This is a genomic window from Frankia sp. CeRuru1 (assembly GCF_977966315.1).
This window is the reverse complement of record NZ_CDWWEW010000020.1, coordinates 1-1,334: the sequence shown is the minus strand read 5'-3', so window position 1 is coordinate 1,334 and position 1,334 is coordinate 1. Positions and strand designations below refer to the sequence as shown.

2 protein-coding genes are annotated in these 1,334 nt (G+C 70.2%); both read left to right on the top strand.

Annotation, left to right across the window (positions count from 1 at the left end; all coding sequences use genetic code 11):
• The first annotated feature begins 150 nt into the window (after positions 1-150).
• On the top strand, positions 151-708 hold the full coding sequence (locus AC08OP_RS02860) for a GNAT family N-acetyltransferase (protein ID WP_476612760.1): 558 nt from the start codon (positions 151-153) through the stop codon (positions 706-708).
• Between the two features lie 32 nt (positions 709-740).
• Positions 741-1,229, top strand: coding sequence for a MarR family winged helix-turn-helix transcriptional regulator (locus AC08OP_RS02855; RefSeq protein ID WP_476601996.1), 489 nt, complete (start codon positions 741-743; stop codon positions 1,227-1,229).
• The last annotated feature ends 105 nt before the right edge of the window (positions 1,230-1,334 follow it).

Below are 1,334 nucleotides of genomic sequence, written 5' to 3'. Positions count from 1 at the left end.
GGCAGAACAGAGCCACGACCCGAGGCTATCCAGCCGGTGGCTCGCGCGCGGGTCCCACGGTCCGCCTCGCGACCCACGGTCCGCCTCGCAACCCACGGTCGCCGCCTTTCTCGAGGCGGGCCGCAGGCTTCCGGCAAACTACCGGACGCGATGAGTCTGACCACGATCATTCCCCTTCTCACGACGGACCGGCTCGTCCTGCGGCCCATCCACAACGACGACGTCGCCGGCTACACCGAGATCTGGTCCGATCCCGAGTTCACCCGCTACTTCCACCGGCCGACCGACCCGGACGGCGTCTGGCATGCCCTGGCCGGCTGCATGGGCTGCTGGATGCTGACCGGCGTGGGTCCGTGGTCGGTCGTCGAGAAGGCGAGCGGGCAGCTCGTCGGCCAGGCGGGGCTGTGGACCGAACCCGGGTGGCCGGGCGTCGAGGCCGTCTGGTTCCTGCGCCGGGACCGCTGGGGGCGCGGCTATGCCACCGAGGCCGCCACCGCGGCACTGACCTGGGTGTTCGCCCAGCGCCCCGACCTCACCGAGGTCGTCTCGGCCATCGTCCCGGCCAACACCGCGTCCGTCCGGGTCGCCGAACGCCTCGGCATGACGTACGTCCGCAGCGAGTTCCTCCACGACGAAGCCCATGCCGTCTACGCGGTCAGCCGGGCCGGCTGGATCACCCCGACCACTCGACGGCAGGTTTACGGATAATCCGCGACGGACCCAGTCGTTATGCTGCGGGCATGACCGCCATGGCGCCCTCCCGCGCCGGACCAGACCTGTCGTTCCTGCTGGACCGCGCCGGCCATGCCCTGCGGACCCGGATGGCGGCCGCGCTCGCCGAGATCGGTCTCACCGCACGCATGCACTGCGTGCTGGTGCATGCCCTGGAGGAGGAGCGCACCCAGATCCAGCTCGCCGAGATCGGCGACATGGACAAGACGACGATGGTGGTCACCGTCGACGCCCTGGAGAAGGCCGGCCTCGCCGAACGTCGGCCCTCCGCCAGGGACCGGCGGGCTCGGATCATCGCGGTCACCGAGGAGGGCGCGCGGATCGCCGCGCGGAGCCAGGAGATCGTCGATCGGGTCCACGAGGAGGCGTTGGCGGCGCTTCCTACCGAGGAGCGGGAGGTCTTCCTGCGGGCGATGAACCGCCTGGTCGAGGGGCATCTGGCCGGACCGGCGGAGAGCCCTCAGCCGGTCCGGCGGGCCCGCCAGCGGGCTCAGTAGCCACGAGGTAGCCACGAGGTAGTCACGAGAATGATCGTCTACCACAGACTCGTCTATTGAGGTCCCATCTACTACGGTCCCTTCTGCTGCCTCACCCGACAGGAG